This is a genomic window from Pseudomonas ekonensis, from assembly GCF_019145435.1.
GTDB lineage: Bacteria > Pseudomonadota > Gammaproteobacteria > Pseudomonadales > Pseudomonadaceae > Aquipseudomonas > Aquipseudomonas ekonensis.
This window is the reverse complement of record NZ_JAHSTS010000001.1, coordinates 228531-245931: the sequence shown is the minus strand read 5'-3', so window position 1 is coordinate 245931 and position 17401 is coordinate 228531. Positions and strand designations below refer to the sequence as shown.

The window sequence follows — 17401 nt, the reverse complement described above, 5'->3', positions numbered from 1 at the left end:
CTGTTTCGATCCAGTGATGCTCTCGATGTCCTTGAGCTGAGAATAGAAGAAAAGTCGTCTGCGCCAACCGGATACGACCAGAAGGCGCCGAATGGTCATTGTGTGAATTTTGGCGCCAGAGTGATGGCACTTTCCCGCACGTTCCCGACCGAATACGACAGTGGCAACCCGCCTGCCGGCGATCCGGAATGTCAGACAAACAGAGGTCGAATGACACGCCGCAATCGCCGGCACCCGGGCTCCCACCGGTTTACCGCATCGGCCTTCAGGCCGGCTTGGCTTCGGCCAATGCCTCTTGGGCCGCTTCCTTCTCGGCCTCCTTCAGGTCCTCTTCGCTGATCATCTCGGCGATCACCCGCAGGCGCTCCACGACGCGAGCGTTGACGCTGCCTTCCGGGAACTGGCCGTCGGCGTCCGGCTCACCGGCCGGCTCACCCACCAGCAGGCTCAGCGCCTCGTCGGCCTGGCTCACCGCGTAGACGTGGAACTGGCCGGCGCGCACCGCCGCCAGCACCTTCTCGTCGAGCATCAGCGTGGCGACGTTGGCCTTGGGAATGATCGCGCCCTGCTCGCCGGTCAGCCCGCGGGCCTCGCAGAGGCGGAAGAAGCCTTCGATCTTCTCGTTGACCCCGCCGACCGCCTGCACCTCGCCGAACTGGTTGATCGAACCGGTGATCGCGAAGCACTGCTTGAGCGGGGTCCTGGACAGCGCCGAGATCAGCGTGCAGACCTCGCCCAGCGACGCGCTGTCGCCGTCGACGTAGCCGTAGGACTGCTCCAGCGCGATGCTTGCGGAGATCGCCAACGGGAATTCCTGCGCGTAGCGGCTGCCCAGGTAGCCGGTGAGGATCATCACGCCCTTGGAGTGGATCGGCTGGCCGAGGTTGACTTCGCGTTCGATGTCGACGATGCCGCTGCCGCCCGGGTACACCGTGGCGGAGATCCGCGCCGGCACGCCGAACGCCGAATCGCCGACCTCCAGCACGGTCAGCCCGTTGCACTTGCCCACCGCCGCGCCGTCGGTGTCGATCAGGATGATCCCGGCGAGCATGTCGTCGAGGATCCGCGCCGACACCCGTCCAGTGCGGGTGGCCTTGGCCTTCAGCGCCCGTTCGATGTGGCCGGCGTCGGTCATCTCGTCGCCGGCCAGGTGCCGGATGAAGTCCGCTTCGCTGACCAGCTGGAACAGGTCGCCGATCCGCGCCGACAACCGCCCCTGATGTTCGGCCAGGCGAGCGCTGTAGGTGGCCAGGCGCGCCACCGCGTCAGCGGTCAACGGCGCCATGCCCTCCTCCGAGGTGCGAGTCTTGAGCAGTTGGGCGAACTGCTCCAGGCTTTCGTCGACCATCGGGATGTCTTCGTCGAAGTCCACCAGGACGCGGAACATCTCCTGGAAGTCCGGATCGTGGTCCTGCAGCGCGTAGTACAGTTGCCGGGCGCCGATGATGATCACCTTGACCTGCAGCGGGATGTGCTGCGGCGTCAGGGTCACGGTGGCGAAGCGGCCCATTTCGCTGAGCGGCGACTCCATCTTCAGCTTGCGCGATTGCAGGGCGCGCTTGAGCGCATCCCACACGAACGGCTCGCCGAGCATCTTTTCCGCCTCAAGGATCAGGAAACCGCCGTTGGCCCGGTGCAGCGCCCCCGGCCGCAACTGGCGGTACGTGGTGTAGAGCGCACCCTGGTCGGTGGTGTACTCGATGCGGCCGAACAGGTTTTCGTAGGTCGGGTGCGGCTCGAACACCACCGGCGCGCCGCCGCTGACCGGGTGGCCGACCACCAGGCTGGGGGCGTATTGCTCCTCCAGCAGCTTGCGGGCGACGGCGTCGGTCTTGCTGTCGTCCACCAGTTGCTCGACCACGGTCTTGAGCAGGTACACCTGCATCGCTTGCAGGTAGCCGCAGACGCCGGCGTTCTCGGCGTACTTTTCCGACAGCGGCGCCAGCAACGGCTGCAGGGCCAGGGTGATGGTCTCTTCGTTGAGCTGGCGCAGCTGGTTGCTCGACTCGCGCTTCCACTGCGGCAGGCTGGCCAGCTCCTCGTTGAGGCGCTCCTCCAGCGCGGAGATGTCCTCGTGGAAACGCTCGCGGTCGGCTTCCGGCAACTGGGCGAACTCCGCCTCGTCCAGGGCCTTGCCCTCGAACATCGGGGTGAAGGCGATGTTGCTGCTGTCGCGGTACAGGGCGACGTCCTTTTCCAGGGCCAGGCGCTCGATCACATCCAGCGCACGGTCGTAGCGCTGGTTGAAGGCGCGGTCGATGCCGCTCTTCTTCTGCTGGTAGGACGGGTGCTCGAAGACGGCCGGAAAGGTCGCCAGCAAGTTGTCGATCAGGCCGTTGATGTCATTGATGAAGGCGCCGGCGGTGCCCGACGGCAATTCCAGGGCGCGGGGCTCGCGCGGTTCGTCGAAATGGTTGACGTAGACCCAGTCCGCCGGGGTCTGCAAGCGCTTGCCTTCGGCCTTCAGGTAGCGTTTGACGAACGAGAAGCGGCCGGTGCCGGGCTCGCCCATGACAAAGACGTTGTAACCGGGGCGCGGCATGGCCACGCCGAACTGCAAGGCTTCGACCGCGCGTTCCTGGCCGAGCACACCGCGAAAGGGCTCCAGATCGTTGGTGGTGGTGAAGCTGAACTGTTCAGCGGAAAACGGACGGGTCAGCGCTTCGGGCGCCAGACGCAAACTGGCGGCAACAGGATCAGGCATCGGGCTTCCTTAACAATCAGGCGGGGCAGATAAGGGGCATTCTGGCGCTGCCCGTACCCACTGGCAAGGCGCCTTGCGGCGATGCGCGGCCAACGGTGCCGCGCGAAACCGGAACCCCTGCGCGAATCTGAAGGAAAATGTGACGGAACCCGGCGAACGTGCCTAAACTCCAAGCTGCGCGGCTGGAACGAATACCGGCCCACTGGCGCCGTTCGGGTCTGTACGCACAGAGCTTGGGGGGGCCAGAACCCTGTCCATTGGTACGCACATAAAGAGAACAAAGCTATGAAACGGATTCTTCTCGGTACTCTCTTCACCGCTGTATCCATCAATGCCATGGCCCAGGCGCCGGGCGGCCCTGATTGCGGCTGGGGCAACATGCTGTTCGAAGGCCAGCGCGGCACGCCGGCCCACTTCCTCGCCTCCACCACCAACGGCACCTCCGGCAACGCGACGTTCGGCATGACCTCCGGCACCAACGGCTGCTCCACCAACGCGGCGCTGACCTACGGCGGCAAGTCCTGGTTCGCCATGAACGGCATGATGAACGAGCTGTCCGAAGACATGGCCAAGGGCCAGGGCGAAGCGCTGACCACCTACGCCGTGGTGCTGGGCGTGGCGCCGGAAGACCGCGCGCACTTCGCCGCCGTGACCCACGAGCACTTCCAGCAGATCTTCAGCAAGGCTGACGTGACCGCCGAGGACGTGCACACCAACACCCTGGCCGTCCTCAAGGCCGACCCTCGCCTGGCCAAGTACGCGACCCAGGCCTAAGCCAGGCCCCGCCCGCTTCCTTCGGGGAGCGGGTTTTGCTTTATGTGGCGAGGGAGCTTCCCTCGCCACAGGATGACTGCCCGGATCGGCTGACTCGGCTTTCGCTCCTGGGGCCTTCGCATTTTTCGACTTAAGTTGCCACCTATGCTCAAACGCCTTGCCTGGCTGGCGCTGTGTGCCTGCGCCCCGCTGTACGCCGCGCCCCACATCGATCCCCAACGTTTGCAGCAACTGGCCAACGACCGCTTCTGGATTTCCCTGGGCCACTACGAAACCGCCAAGCTCGGCGGCTGGCGCAGCTATGTCAGCGACAGCCGGTTCTTCCTCGCCGCCGACGGCAACGAACACCCCGACCGTGAACTGGCCGCCACCGTGCAGGCGCTGTACGCGCCGGCCAGCCTCGGCGAGCGTCACGCCCAATGCGTTTATCCGGCCCGCACCCGCTGGCTGAAGGCGCAACTGAACCTCAAGGACCTGCCGGCGCCGGACTGCGCCGAATTCCGGCAATGGTTCAAGGACGTCTCGCCCCACAGCGCGGTGATGATCTTCCCGGCGGCCTACCTCAACAGCCCGTCGTCGATGTTCGGCCACACGCTGCTGCGCATCGACCAGGCCGACGTGCAAAGCGACAAGACATCGCTGCTCAGCTACGCGATCAACTTCGGCGCCTACATCGAGGGCTCGGACAACAGCATCCTGTATGCCTGGAAAGGCCTGATGGGCGGCTATCCGGGGCTGTTCGCCCTGGTGCCCTACCAGGAAAAGCTCTCCGAGTACCGCAGCCTGGAGAACCGCGACCTGTGGGAATACCGGCTGAACCTGACGCCGCAGGAAACCGCACGCATGGTCGAACACGTGTGGGAGCTCAAGCAGATCAAGTTCGACTACTTTTTCTTCGACGAGAACTGCTCCTACCGCCTGCTCGAACTGCTGCAAGTGGCCCGCCCGAGCCTGCGCCTGACCGAACAGTTCCCGCTCACGGCCATTCCCACCGACACCGTCAAAGCGGTGAAAGAGGCGGGCCTGGTGGAGCACATCGAATACCGTCCGTCCCGGGAGCGCGAACTGCTCAGCCGCGCCGAGCCGTTGAGCGACGACGAACAGGACTGGGTGCTGAAGGTCAGCGCCGACCAGCAGCAGTTGCAGGCACCCGCCTTCAAGGCCCTGCCCCGCGAGCGCCAGGCGCTGGTCATCGATGCCGCGTACCGCCTGGAACGCTACCGCGCCAACGGCCAGGAGCGTGACCCGCAGCGGGCCCAGCGCAGTTTCGAACTGCTGCGGGCGATCAACAAGAACCCGGCGCCGGAGCAGCAGATCCCCCGCCCCGGCCTGCCCGAGGACGGACACGAATCGCGCACCTGGCAGGCCGGCCTCGGCACCCGCGGCGACCGGGCGTTCGGCGAGTACGGCCTGCGCATGGCCTACCACGACCTCAACGACAACGCCGAAAGCTTCCCGCTGGGCGCGCAGATCGAAATCCTGCAGATGAAACTGCGCCAGTACGAAGGCAACGACTGGCAGTTCCAGCGGCTGGACCTGGCCACCATCCGCTCCCTGACCCCGCGCAACGCGCTGCTGCAGCCGCTGTCGTGGCAGGTCACCGGCGGCCTTGAGCGGGTGCCGGGCAAGCATGACGACGAAACCCTGGTCAGCCACGTCAACGGCGGAGGCGGCGGCACCTGGCAACTGGGCGAGGACATGCTCGGCTTCGCCCTCGGCACGGTGCGGATCGAGCACAACAACGATTTCGCCGGGTTCATCGCCCCCGCCGCCGGCTTCAACAGCGGCGTGCTGTGGAAAAACCCGCTGGGCAACCTCAGCCTGGAGGCCAAGGGCGATTACTTCACCAACGGCGAAGTGCGCCGCAGCCTGAGCCTCAACCAGCAGTGGGAGCTGTCGCGCAACCTCGGCCTGCGGCTGAGCGCCGAACGCGAATTCAGCCATCTGGCCACCCCGCAGACCGAAGTGATGCTTGAGGTGAAGTGGTATCACTACTGATCCCCCACCGTCCCATTGTAGGAGCGAGCCTGCTCGCGATTGCGGTGTGCCAGCCCACGAAATGGTCGGCTGAAAAATCGAATCGCGAGCAGGCTCGCTCCCACATGGGTTGTGGGGGTTCAACGAATTGCTCACATGCCTTTCACGCACACCGGACGAATCCGCTTCTAGACTTTCCCGTATCAGCCGTGAAACGGCCCGGGAGAACGCGATGTGGCGGTGTGCAGGGTTGCTGGGCGTGTTGTTGCTGGTCGGCGGTTGCCAGAGCACCCATGAAGAGTTGATCGCCCGAGGGTATCCGCCGGCCTTCGCCGACGGTTTCGACGACGGCTGCATCAGCGGCCGCCAGGCGGGCGGGTCGATCAGCGGGGAATTTCGCAAGGACGTGCCGCGCTACCTCAAGGACGCGCAGTACGCCGAAGGCTGGAGCGACGGTTTCCGCCAGTGCCAGGCCATGCTGGAAAACAAGGGCCGCGACGACTACCGCAACGAACATTGGGATGAGCGCGAACGCGCCTGGCAGCAGCAGAAGGATCGGGACGCGGCGCGGGCGTATCGCTCGCCTTAGGTCGTTTCCAGACAACCACGCCCGAACGATGCCTGCGACCATGGGGTCGACTCCCTGAGAAGACCCGTCAAAGGAGGCGACCATGAGCCGCGCTTTCGTCAATGAGGACAACGCCGCCGCGCAAGCCGACCAACCGGTCGAGCGGCAGGTCAGCACGCAACCCAACTACGTCACGCCCCAGGGCTTTGCGCTGCTGCAGGCCAAGGTGGCCGAACTGCAGGCCTTGCACGCCGGGCAATCGGAAAAGGGCGATCAGGCCGACAAGCAACGCCTGGCCGATCTCGACCGGGACTTGCGCTATTTCATGCAGCGCGTCGGCAGCGCCCAGGTCGTGCCCGCCGCCACCTCGACCGACAAGGTGCAGATCGGCAGCTGGGTGACCTACGCCGACGAGCACAGCACCGAGCGCCGGGTGCAATTGGTGGGCGAAGACCAGGCCGACGTCGCCCGCGGCCTGATCAACTGGAGTTCGCCCCTGGGCCGGGCGCTGCTGGGCGCCCGCCTCAACGACGAAGTGCTGTGGCAGCGCCCGGCCGGCGATCGAGTGATCGAGGTGATCCGCATCGAACCGGCCTAGGCGACAATCTTCACTGACGCCATCGCCAGCCGTCTGGCTCCCGGAGTCGAGGGCGTTGGATCAGGCAACAGTGATGTCGGATGCGCCGGCCCTATCGCTGGCAAGCCAGCTCCCACAGGTTTCGCGCTGGCCATAGATCACCTGCAGGCTGGCTCCCGCAGGTTTTGCGCTGGCCGCAGATCACCGGCAAGCCAGCTCCCGCAGGTTTTGCGTTGGCCGCAGATCACCGGCAGGGTGGCTTCCACAATGTGGATGCCGGACACGGAACCTGTGGGAGCCGGCCTGCTGGCGATGGCCCCGCTGCGGTTGCGCTGAAAGCACGCAGGCAAAAAAAACGGAGCCCGAAGGCTCCGTTCGTTTTCATGCCGCCGGCCGGGTCAGGCCAGCTTCTTGTGGCGAACGCGGTGCGGCTGGGCCGCTGCGTCGCCGAGGCGTTTCTTGCGGTCGGCTTCGTACTCGGTGTAGTTGCCTTCGAAGAACACCGCTTGCGAGTCGTCTTCGTACGCCAGGATGTGGGTCGCGACGCGGTCAAGGAACCACCGGTCGTGGGAGATCACAATGGCGGCGCCCGGGAAGTCCAGCAGGGCCTCTTCCAGGGAACGCAGGGTTTCGACGTCGAGGTCGTTGGACGGTTCGTCGAGCAGCAGGACGTTGCCGCCCTCCTTCAGGGTCAGCGCCAGGTGCAGACGGCCGCGCTCACCGCCGGACAGGTCCTTGACGAACTTCTGCTGGTCGCCGCCCTTGAAGTTGAAGCGGCCGACGTAGGTGCGCGACGGGATCTCGTAGCTGCCGATGCGGATCTGGTCGGAACCGTCGGAGATCTGCTGGAACACGGTCTTGCTGCCGTCCAGGTCTTCGCGGCTCTGGTCCACGCAGGCCAGTTGCACGGTCTCGCCGATCTCGATGCTGCCGGAGTCCGGGGTTTCCTTGCCCATCAGCATGCGGAACAGGGTCGACTTACCGGCGCCGTTGCCGCCGATCACGCCGACGATGGCGCCTTTAGGCATGGAGAACGACAGGTTGTCGATCAGCACGCGGTCGCCGTAGCCCTTGGTGACGTTCTTGAATTCGATGACCTTGTCGCCCAGGCGCGGACCGGCCGGGATGTAGATCTCGTTGGTCTCGCTGCGCTTCTGGAATTCCTGCGACTGCATTTCCTCGAAGCGCGCCAGACGTGCCTTGGACTTGGACTGGCGGGCCTTGGCGCCTTTGCGCACCCACTCCAGCTCTTCCTTCATGGCCTTTTCGTGAGCCGACTGCTGCTTGGATTCCTGGGCCAGACGCTCGGACTTGGCCTCCAGCCAACCCGAGTAGTTGCCCTCGTAAGGAATGCCCGCGCCGCGGTCGAGTTCCAGGATCCAGCCGGCGACGTTGTCCAGGAAGTAACGGTCGTGGGTGATCGCCACCACGGTGCCCGGGAAGTCGTGCAGGAAGTGTTCGAGCCAGGCGACGGAGTCGGCGTCCAGGTGGTTGGTCGGTTCGTCGAGCAGCAGCATGTCCGGGGCGGACAGCAGCAGGCGGCACAGGGCCACGCGGCGTTTCTCACCGCCGGACAGGTGTTCGACCTTCGCGTCCCAGGCCGGCAGGCGCAGCGCGTCGGCGGCGACTTCCAGCTGGCGCTCCAGGTTGTGGCCGTCGCTGGCCTGCAGGATCGCTTCGAGCTTGGCCTGTTCGGCGGCCAGCTTGTCGAAGTCGGCGTCCGGCTCGGCGTAGGCGGCGTAGACCTCGTCCAGGCGGGCCTGGGCGTCCTTGATCACGCTGACCGCTTCCTCGACCACTTCGCGCACGGTCTTGGTCGGATCCAGCTGCGGCTCCTGCGGCAGGTAACCGATGTTCAGCTCCGGCATCGGGCGGGCTTCGCCCTCGAACTCGGTGTCGACGCCGGCCATGATTTTCAGCAGCGTGGATTTGCCCGAGCCGTTGAGGCCGAGCACGCCGATCTTGGCGCCCGGGAAGAAGGACAGCGAAATGTTTTTCAGGATTTCCCGCTTCGGCGGAACAACTTTGCCCAGCCGATGCATGGTGAAGACGTATTGAGCCATGGAGAACCTAGGGTCAGTGACGGATGAATGAGTGGAGCGCAGGCGATGCCTGGCCAGACCGGTGCGCGTCGTTCAGTTGAGACAGCCCAATGCGTGCGCGCGGAAAAAGTCTGAGTCTAGGAGCTGGAACGCTCCCGCGTAACCGGCAAAGCTACCTGAATGACGGAAGGCAGTCCAGCCGAGCGGGGCTGGCACTTCGCCACAACTCAAGGCATGCTAGCCGCCCTTCGGGCGTCCGGCTTATAGTGCACGTCGCGCCAGTCCAGCCAAACCGCAGGATTCCAGCTTGTCCAATGTCACTCCGCCAGCCTCTGTGAGCAGTACCCAACCGGCGCCCGGCTCGCCCCTGCGCGGAACATTGAAAGGCGCGCTGGCGACCCTGGTGCTTCTGCTGCTGGCGCTGCTGTTCTGGCAACTGCTCGACCAACTGCGCGAAACCCAAAAGAACCAGCGCCAGTACACCATCGACTACACCGCCGACCTGGCCTCCCAGGTCAGCCTGAACATGGCGCTGAACGCGCAGATCGCCCTCAACCTGCTACCGATCGTCGAACAGCCGCAATCGGCCGACGAACAGCAGGCGCTGCTGCGCAAGCTGCAGCAGTCGCTGCCCGACCTGCGCAGCCTGGCGCTGCTCAGCCCGTCCGGCAAGGTGCTCAGCGACAGCGACGCCGCCAGCCAAGACGCCGACTACCTCGGCGAACTGGTGCGCCGCAGCCGCGCCCAGGCCCATTATTTCAGCAACGCCGACGACGGTTCGGTGGTGCACCTGCTGCTGCACCAGGCCAGCGGCAGCACCCGCGGCTACTGGGCGCTGCGCCTGACCCCGACCTTCTTCGCCTCGCTGACCAAACAGGGCGACACCGGCATCCGTCCGCTGTGGCTGGTGGAAAACCGGATCAACCATCAGATCATCAGCCGCGACGAAGGCCTGCCCTCCACCCGCACCAGCACCCTGACCCCGGACGACCTGACCAACAGCGTGCTGACCGTGCCGCTGAGCAGCAGCGACTGGCAACTGCGCGGCCTGTTCGACCGCCAGCGCGTGCTCGAGCAACTGTTGCCGGCCTTCATCGGCAAGTGCCTGCTGGGCCTGGCGTTCTCGCTGCTGCCGTTCATCGCGTTGCTCAACATGCGCCGCCGCCAGCGCCAGTTGCATGAAGGCCGGCGCCGCTACCAGGACATCTTCGAAGGCACCGGCGTGGCCCTGTGCGTGCTGGACCTGTCCGGGCTCAAGCAGGTGTTCGACAAGGCCCGCCTGCAGACCAGCGACCAGCTCAAGGCCTGGCTCGACCACCCGCAGCAGCGCCAGCAGCTGTTGCAGGAACTGCGCATCACCGAGGTCAACCAGGTGGCGCTGCAACTGCTCAACGTCAATTCCTGCGACCACGCCTGGCAGCTGCTGATCGACGGCCGTCCCCACACCCACTGCGCCATCGGCAACCAGGTGCTCGACGCCGTGCTCCAGCGGCAGAAGCAACTGGAGCTCGAAATCAAGCTGCCGGACATCAACGGCCGCGACCAGCACCTGTGGCTGGTGCTGCGCCTGCCCCAGGAACAGCACGACTACAAAGCGGTGATCCTGAGCATCAACGACATCACCAGCCGCAAGCTGATCGAACTGTCGCTGCTGGAGCGCGAGGGCTTCTGGTCGGACGTGGTGCGCACCGTGCCGGACCACCTGTACGTGCAGGACGTGATCAGCCAGCGGATGATCTTCAGCAACCATCACCTGGGCCAGACCCTGGGCTACAACCGCACCGAACTGCATCAGATGGGCGAGTACTTCTGGGAAATCCTCCTGCACCCGGAAGACGCCGACTACTACCACCGCTCACGCCAGCTGCAACGCCACGCCGGCTACAGCCAACTGCTGCAGTGCCAGTTGCGCTTTCGCCACCGCGACGGCAAGTGGCGGCGCTTCGACATCCGCGAACAGGCGCTGGCCCGGGACAAGCACGATCAGGTCACGCGGATCATCGGCGTGGCCAAGGACATCACCGAACAGATCGAGGCCAGCGAATCCCTGCGCGACAGCGAGCAGCGCTACCGGATGCTCGCCGAAAGCATCAGCGACGTGATCTTCTCCACCGACAGCAAGATGTCGCTCAACTACGTCAGCCCTTCGGTGCAGGCGGTGCTGGGCTATGACGCCGAGTGGATCTTCCAGAACGGCTGGCAGTCGACCATCGCCAACCCGCAGCAGCTGACCGGCATCTATCACCTGATGGACCGCGTCAGCAAAGCCCTGGACAAGCCCGAGCAACTGGCGCTGCTGCGCAGCCAGGTGCAGACCCAGATGTTCCTGTTCGACTGCCTGCGGGCCGACGGACGCAAGATCCCGATCGAGCTGCGCCTGGTGCTGGTGTGGGACGAGCACGGCGCCTTCGAAGGCGTGCTCGGCGTCGGCCGCGACATCAGCCAGCAGCGCCGCGCCGAAAAAGACCTGCGCATGGCCGCCACGGTGTTCGAGCACTCCACCTCGGCGATCCTGATCACCGACCCTGCCGGCTACATCGTGCAGGCCAACGAGGCCTTCAGCCGGGTCAGCGGCTACGCGGTGGCCGAAGTCCTCGACCAGTTGCCGAACATGCTCACCGTCGACGAGCAGCAGGACGCGCACCTGCGCTACGTGCTCAAGCAACTGCACCAGCACAGCACCTGGGAAGGCGAAGTCTGGCTCAAGCGACGCAACGGCGAGCATTACCCGGCCTGGGTCGGCATCACCGCCGTGCTCGACGACGAAGGCGACCTGGCCAGCTACGTGTGCTTCTTCAGCGACATCAGCGAGCGCAAGGCCAGCGAGCAGCGCATCCACCGCCTCGCCTACTACGACGCCCTGACCCACCTGCCCAACCGCACGCTGTTCCAGGACCGCCTGCACACCGCGCTGCAGTCGGCCGAACGGCAGAAGTCGTGGGTGGTGCTGATGTTCCTCGACCTCGACCGCTTCAAGCCGATCAACGACTCCCTCGGCCACGCCGCCGGCGACCGCATGCTCAAGGACATGGCCACGCGTCTGCTGGCCTGCGTCGACGATGACGACACCGTGGCGCGGATGGGCGGCGACGAGTTCACCCTGCTGCTGCAACACCGCTCCAGCCGCGAGATGGCGCTCAACCGGGCGATCCATGTGGCCGAGCAGATCCTCGCCAGCCTGGTGAAACCGTTCGTGCTCGAAGGCCGCGAGTTCTTCGTCACCGCCAGCATCGGCATCGCCCTGAGCCCCCAGGACGGCAACGAGCTCAGCCAACTGATGAAGAACGCCGACACCGCGATGTACCACGCCAAGGAGCGCGGCAAGAACAACTTCCAGTTCTACCAGGCCGACATGAACGCCAGTGCGCTGGAACGCCTGGAGCTGGAAAGCGACCTGCGCCACGCGTTGGAGCAGAACGAATTCGTGCTGTATTACCAACCGCAGTTCAGCGGCGACGGCAAGCGCCTGACCGGCGCCGAAGCCCTGCTGCGCTGGCGCCATCCGCGTCGCGGGCTGGTGCCGCCGGGGGATTTCATTCCGGTGCTGGAAGAGCTCGGCCTGGTGGTGGACGTCGGCGACTGGGTGATCGCCGAAGCGTGCCGCCAGCTCAAGACCTGGCACCAGAGCCGCGTGCGCGTGCCGAAGGTGTCGGTGAACATCTCCGCCCGGCAGTTCTCCGACGGCCAGCTCGGCACGCGGATCGCCACCACCCTGCGCGAAACCGGCCTGCCGCCGGCCTGCCTGGAGCTGGAACTGACCGAAAGCATCCTGATGCGCGAAGTCAGCGAGGCGATGCAGATCCTCGACGGCCTGAAAAACCTCGGCCTGAGCATCGCGGTGGACGACTTCGGCACCGGCTATTCGTCGCTGAACTACCTCAAGCAGTTCCCGATCGACGTGCTGAAGATCGACCGCACCTTCGTCGACGGCCTGCCGTCCGGCGAGCAGGACGCGCAGATCGCCCGGGCGATCATCGCCATGGCCCACAGCCTCAACCTGGCGGTGATCGCCGAGGGCGTGGAGACCCACGAGCAGCTGGATTTCCTGCGCGAGCACGGCTGCGACGAGGTGCAGGGCTACCTGTTCGGCCGGCCGATGCCGGCGGGGCGGTTCGAGGCGCAATTCAGCAATGATGCCCTCTTTATGTTTGATTGATCTGGGGCAGCTGCAAGCTTCAAGCTTCAAGCTACAAGGGGGCGAGGCTTGCAGCTTGCAGCTTGAGACTTGCCGCTTGCCGCTTGCCGCTTGCCGCTTGAGGCTTGAGGCTTGAGGCTTGAGGCTTGAGGCCTATAGCCGCTTGAACGCCACTTGTCTGCGACATGATGTCGTTTCATATGCCATCCAAAACCCGTTGGGTTAGAATGCCCCCCTTTTCTGCCCCGATCCTTGAGGACCGCCATGTTCAGCCGTGATTTGACTATTGCCAAGTACGACGCCGACCTTTTTGCCGCCATGGAGCAAGAAGCTCAGCGCCAGGAAGAACACATCGAGCTGATCGCTTCGGAAAACTACACCAGCCCTGCGGTGATGGAGGCTCAAGGCTCGGTGCTGACCAACAAGTACGCCGAAGGCTACCCGGGCAAGCGCTACTACGGCGGCTGCGAATACGTCGACGTGGTTGAGCAACTGGCCATCGACCGCGCCAAGGAACTGTTCGGCGCCGACTACGCCAACGTCCAGCCGCACGCAGGCTCCCAGGCCAACGCCGCGGTCTACCTGGCCCTGCTGTCGGCCGGCGACACCATCCTGGGCATGAGCCTGGCCCACGGCGGTCACCTGACCCACGGCGCCAGCGTGTCCTCCTCCGGCAAGCTGTACAACGCCATCCAGTACGGCATCGACGCCAACGGCCTGATCGACTACGACGAAGTCGAGCGCTTGGCCGTCGAGCACAAGCCGAAAATGATCGTGGCCGGTTTCTCGGCCTACTCGCAGGTGCTGGACTTCCCGCGCTTCCGCGCCATCGCTGACAAGGTCGGCGCCTACCTGTTCGTCGACATGGCCCACGTGGCCGGTCTGGTCGCCGCCGGCGTCTACCCGAACCCGGTTCCGTTCGCCGACGTCGTGACCACCACCACCCACAAGACCCTGCGCGGTCCGCGTGGTGGCCTGATCCTGGCGCGCGCCAACGCCGACATCGAGAAGAAGCTGAACTCCGCCGTGTTCCCGGGCGCCCAGGGCGGCCCGCTGGAGCACGTGATCGCGGCCAAGGCGATCTGCTTCAAGGAAGCTTTGCAGCCTGAGTTCAAGGCCTACCAGCAACAAGTGGTGAAGAACGCCCAGGCCATGGCCGGCGTGTTCATCGAGCGTGGTTTCGACGTGGTGTCCGGCGGTACCCAGAACCACCTGTTCCTGCTGTCGCTGATCAAGCAGGAAATCTCCGGCAAAGACGCCGACGCCGCACTGGGCAAAGCGTTCATCACCGTGAACAAGAACTCCGTGCCTAACGATCCGCGCTCGCCGTTCGTCACCTCTGGCCTGCGCTTCGGCACCCCGGCCGTGACCACCCGCGGCTTCAAAGAGGCCGAGTGCAAAGAGCTGGCCGGCTGGATCTGCGACATCCTGGCTGACCTGAACAACGAAGCGGTGATCGACGCCGTTCGCGAGAAGGTCAAGGCCATCTGCAAGAAGCTGCCGGTGTACGGCGCGTAATCGCAGCCTAAACCGCAGCACGGAAAACCGGCCAAGCGATTGGCCGGTTTTTTTTCGCCCGTACAAATGCACGTCTCTTAACGGAAGTCCTTTCCCCAAGCAACTTTCCCTCACGCTGCTCAAGACTTGAAACAACACGAGCTCATCAAATCAGACCACAGCATAGAACTTGCTGTTATTGTTCCGACAAAACAGCTACCCCAAACAAACCCACTCGAAAGAGCAAAGAACAGAAACATCCAGCCATGTAACAAACAACATAAACACCCACCTTTTGAATTCAAGGATGAGTTCATGAAAACAAACAGACAACAGTCTTTCATCGCGACATTGGAACTGGGCACTTCGCACGTAAACTTTCTGGGCCAGTTGCACGGCACTCCGGCCACCCGCCTGGACACACATTACTCGGGCGGCTTTTTCACCGGCGTATCGAAGCGGCACAATGACAGCCACCTGCTGGGCCATCGCGACCGTCAGGAGATCGTCGATCCGGCGCCGATGACGATTTACTTCCGCTGCACGGATGACTACTACCATCTCTACATCCGCTCCCACGTCGTCTATTCGGGGCATTGCGTGAGCAAGGATCACGCCGGCTTCCTGGGGGCGTTCCTCCCCGCCGGCCGCGACACCACCTCCTTCAATCTCCTGAGCCTGGACAACCAGGTCATCACGCTGCGAGACCTGCCCCGCGACACCCACCGTGTCCGGCTCCAGGCACGCAACGCCCGCCCTGTCGGCAGCATCCTGCGCAGGGGCGCGCCCTACCGCTACATGGGCGAGACCGACGAAAAAGGCATCGTGTTCACGTTGCGGATCCTCGAGCGCAACGCGTCGTTCCTGAGCGATCCGGACGAAGTCTGACCCTGTCCGTCGCGCGCCGACGGCGAAAGATATTGCATCCGCAACCTTACCGAATATTGAGTTCCCACTATGAGCACCAACCAGGAAAAGTCATTTATCGCAACGCTAAGTACTCCTATCGGAAATCCGCACTTTCCAAGACTGACTTACGGAAGAAACATTTCGACACTACGCCCCGACTACGAGGCGTTCACCTTTTCTTCGCACATTGATGTTTCCGATTACTTGTTCCTGCATCCCGGCATCGCCCCGGACGCACTCACGTTCTATTTCAGGTGCTATGACAATTATTACGCGATTTATATTTTGAACCGCGGCCCCTATTACTACCGAGCCATCAGCAAAGAACAGAAAGACTTTCTGAACGCCTATGTAAGCCAGGATGGCGACGAGACAACGTTCAACTTGCTGGACGCCAACGGCAAGATCATCACGCTGGATCAGCTCGACAGCGACACGCCCACCGTGCGGATACAGACACGGGCCGGCAAACTGCTTCGGGCCGGCTTGAGCCGGAGCAAATATGATCCCAAGGTCGGCACGTTCATTCGGACCGACCCCAACCATAGTTCAACCGCCCTGGATTTCAGGCTGAACATCCTGCAGCGCAACGCCCCTTACTGAGTCGGCGTCGCACCGACCGCACCGCGACCCCCACGCCAAGCCCCGACCGTTGACGGACGGGGCTCAGCGTCTTCACGCACAAGACACACAGACAGACGCCGGCGAACTACTGGTCAGACCGGTCAAGCCAATTCGTCATTTTTCACTTGCAGCCATCCTGAAACCGCGCCTATCCTGCCTCCGCACTGGACATACCGGTAAGACCACAATAATTAAGTCCTCAGCCCGACGCGCCCTGCGCAAGGCAGCCAGGACACCGACCAGGATTCCTCCCATGCTCAGATGGTGCTCGCGTTCGATCTTCCTCCAAGTGGTTCTCGGCCTGATGCTCGGCATCGTCTGCGGACTGACCTTTCCCGAATACTCGGCCCAGCTCAAGCCGCTGGGCGACGGCTTCATCAAACTGATCAAAATGCTCATCGGCCTGATCGTGTTCTGTGTGGTGGTCAGCGGCATCAGCGGCGCCGGCGACCTGAAGAAGGTCGGGCGCATCGGCCTCAAATCGGTGATCTACTTCGAAGTCCTGACCACCCTCGCCCTGGTGATCGGCCTGGTCTTCGCCTTCACCACCGGGATCGGCAGCGGCGCCAACATCCACCTGGAGCAACTGGCCGCCGCCGACATGGGCGACATCGCCGAACGCGGCCAGCACATGCACACCACCACTCAGTTCCTGATGGACCTGATTCCGGCGTCGGCCCTCGGCGCCTTCGCCGACAACAACATCCTGCAGGTGTTGCTGTTCTCCGTGCTGTTCGGCAGCGCGCTGAACCTGGTGGGCGAGGCGGCGTCCGGGATCTCGCGGCTGATCAACGAACTGAGCCATGTGATCTTCCGGATCATGGGCATGATCGTGCGCCTGGCGCCCATTGGCGTGTTCGGCGCCATCGCCTTCACCACCAGCAAGTACGGCCTGGATTCGCTGCAGCACCTGGGCAGCCTGATCGGCCTGTTCTACCTGACCTGCGCGGCCTTCGTGTCCCTGATCCTGGGCCTGGTGATGCGCTTGTCGGGGCTACGTCTGTGGCCGTTGCTCAAGTACCTGCGCGAGGAATTGCTGATCGTGCTCGGCACCGCGTCCTCCGACGCCGTGCTGCCCCAAGTGATGCGCAAACTGGAACACCTGGGCATCGGCAGCTCCACCGTCGGGCTGGTGATTCCCACCGGCTATTCGTTCAACCTCGACGGCTTTTCGATCTACCTGACCCTGGCCATCGTGTTCATCGCCAACGCCACCGGCACGCCGCTGGCCATGACCGACCTGCTGACGATCCTGCTGGTGTCGCTGATCACCTCCAAGGGCGCCCACGGCATTCCGGGCTCCGCGCTGGTGATCCTGGCCGCGACGCTGACGGCGATCCCGGCGATCCCGGTGGTGGGCCTGGTGCTGGTGCTGGCGGTGGACTGGTTCATGGGCATCGGCCGGGCACTGACCAACCTCACCGGCAACTGCGTCGCCACCGTGGCCATCGCCCGCTGGGAAAGGGACATCGATGTGCAACGGGCCAACAAGGTGCTCAGCGGCGAGCAAGGCTATACCTTTCAGCCAAGAAAACCGGCCGCCCGGGCGGCGGCCAAAGAATTCTGAATGACCGCCGTGCCTGGCGAGGCCCAG

At 64.2% G+C, this 17401-nt stretch carries 11 protein-coding genes; 9 read left to right on the top strand and 2 right to left on the bottom strand.

Annotated features, from left to right (window positions below; all coding sequences use genetic code 11):
• Positions 1–265: 265 nt before the first annotated feature.
• On the bottom strand, positions 266–2704 hold the full coding sequence (locus KVG96_RS01210; RefSeq protein ID WP_217890524.1) for a Lon protease family protein: 2439 nt from the start codon (positions 2702–2704) through the stop codon (positions 266–268).
• A gap of 285 nt (positions 2705–2989) precedes the next feature.
• Here KVG96_RS01210 and KVG96_RS01205 point away from each other — a divergent pair, with 285 nt between their 5' ends.
• The 4 genes from KVG96_RS01205 (at position 2990) to KVG96_RS01190 (ending at position 6621) form a co-directional block, all read left to right on the top strand.
• Positions 2990–3478 carry a DUF3015 domain-containing protein gene (locus tag KVG96_RS01205; RefSeq protein ID WP_085584148.1) on the top strand — a complete coding sequence of 163 codons (489 nt, stop codon included), beginning with the start codon at positions 2990–2992 and terminating at the stop codon, positions 3476–3478.
• Positions 3479–3622: 144 nt separating this feature from the next.
• Entirely contained in the window at positions 3623–5476 is a 1854-nt protein-coding gene (locus KVG96_RS01200; RefSeq protein WP_217890523.1) for an Lnb N-terminal periplasmic domain-containing protein, read from the top strand.
• Positions 5477–5687: 211 nt separating this feature from the next.
• Positions 5688–6044 carry a hypothetical protein gene (locus KVG96_RS01195; protein WP_217890522.1) on the top strand — a complete coding sequence of 119 codons (357 nt, stop codon included), beginning with the start codon at positions 5688–5690 and terminating at the stop codon, positions 6042–6044.
• Positions 6045–6126: 82 nt separating this feature from the next.
• A complete protein-coding gene (locus KVG96_RS01190) occupies positions 6127–6621 on the top strand; it encodes a GreA/GreB family elongation factor (protein ID WP_217890521.1) in 495 nt (164 codons plus the stop codon).
• Positions 6622–6998: 377 nt separating this feature from the next.
• Here KVG96_RS01190 and ettA read toward each other — a convergent pair whose 3' ends face one another.
• A complete protein-coding gene (ettA, locus tag KVG96_RS01185) occupies positions 6999–8663 on the bottom strand; it encodes an energy-dependent translational throttle protein EttA (RefSeq protein ID WP_217890520.1) in 1665 nt (554 codons plus the stop codon).
• Between the two features lie 286 nt (positions 8664–8949).
• On the opposite strand from ettA, the gene KVG96_RS01180 reads away from it, so the two are divergent.
• From KVG96_RS01180 to KVG96_RS01160, 5 genes are all read left to right on the top strand, one after another.
• A complete protein-coding gene (locus tag KVG96_RS01180) occupies positions 8950–12798 on the top strand; it encodes a sensor domain-containing protein (protein ID WP_217890519.1) in 3849 nt (1282 codons plus the stop codon).
• Positions 12799–13041: 243 nt separating this feature from the next.
• Complete coding sequence (glyA, locus tag KVG96_RS01175) at positions 13042–14295, top strand: serine hydroxymethyltransferase (RefSeq protein WP_007924771.1); 1254 nt, start codon at positions 13042–13044, stop codon at positions 14293–14295.
• A gap of 294 nt (positions 14296–14589) precedes the next feature.
• On the top strand, positions 14590–15162 hold the full coding sequence (locus KVG96_RS01170; RefSeq protein ID WP_217890518.1) for a hypothetical protein: 573 nt from the start codon (positions 14590–14592) through the stop codon (positions 15160–15162).
• A gap of 69 nt (positions 15163–15231) precedes the next feature.
• Positions 15232–15786 carry a hypothetical protein gene (locus tag KVG96_RS01165; protein ID WP_217890517.1) on the top strand — a complete coding sequence of 185 codons (555 nt, stop codon included), beginning with the start codon at positions 15232–15234 and terminating at the stop codon, positions 15784–15786.
• 274 nt (positions 15787–16060) lie between these two features.
• Positions 16061–17374 carry a C4-dicarboxylate transporter DctA gene (locus tag KVG96_RS01160; RefSeq protein ID WP_217890516.1) on the top strand — a complete coding sequence of 438 codons (1314 nt, stop codon included), beginning with the start codon at positions 16061–16063 and terminating at the stop codon, positions 17372–17374.
• Positions 17375–17401: the final 27 nt, after the last annotated feature.